We start from the raw sequence: 729 nt of genomic DNA on the forward strand, positions 1-729 counted from the left end.
TAAAACTTTTTTATTCATTCTACACCTCTATTGTATCACTAAAAAACGGAATTTTCAATATATATGTTTACATCTTTTACCTTATTTTCCTATACTTAGCACACAACTCCCCGTTTTCTGTCTTCACTTGCTGTACTTCATATTTCCCATCCTGCAGTCCTTTTACATTTTTCCTCACAAATTCCAGTAATTTCCCGGTAAAATTATGTTTTGTTATCTTTTCATTGCTCACTATTATGTATTTCATTATTTAACCTCATTTCTTTAATATTGTTATTACTCCTACCACTATTGCACTTAGTAAGAACATCACTAATGGTATCAGTGTTGGAGCTAATACCCACAACCATGACCAGTCTATTATTTTACATAATTTTAAAGTTATGAATATCAAAGTTAATGTCCCCAAAAATCCAATTCCTTTTCCTTTATTTTCTTCCATATTTTTTCCTCCTAAAATTCTATTGATTTTATTATCTTCCTGTACATATTCTTTATATGCATACCCAATACCTGACCTCTATTCCTTGTTGTTTCTATCTGCTTATTTAATAGCCCCTGCTCTGATTCCAGTAAATTTAGTTTTTCCCGTAATTCTTTCTTTTCCATTTCAAGAGTCTCTTTTCTTCTACCAAGTTCTTTTAATTCCTCGGCTTTTTTGCTCTCAAATTCTTCTTGCTCTTTTTCCTTTTCCAATATTTCTGTTAGGAATTCTTGCAGTATATTTTT

At 30.6% G+C, this 729-nt stretch carries 2 protein-coding genes and 1 pseudogene; all 3 read right to left on the reverse strand.

The genetic code is table 11. The features are described from left to right. Positions 1–76: 76 nt before the first annotated feature. Positions 77–247: a hypothetical protein gene (locus tag NK213_RS17795; RefSeq protein ID WP_253351705.1), complete on the reverse strand. Its 171-nt coding sequence runs from the start codon at positions 245–247 to the stop codon at positions 77–79. Positions 248–256: 9 nt separating this feature from the next. Next, the gene (locus NK213_RS17800; protein WP_253351707.1) at positions 257–442 is read right to left on the reverse strand and encodes a hypothetical protein; all 186 of its coding nucleotides are present in this window, start codon (positions 440–442) and stop codon (positions 257–259) included. Between the two features lie 11 nt (positions 443–453). Further along, positions 454–729, reverse strand: a pseudogene (locus tag NK213_RS17805) (hypothetical protein); the annotation flags it as partial.

This window comes from Sebaldella sp. S0638 (genome assembly GCF_024158605.1).
Taxonomy (GTDB): domain Bacteria; phylum Fusobacteriota; class Fusobacteriia; order Fusobacteriales; family Leptotrichiaceae; genus Sebaldella.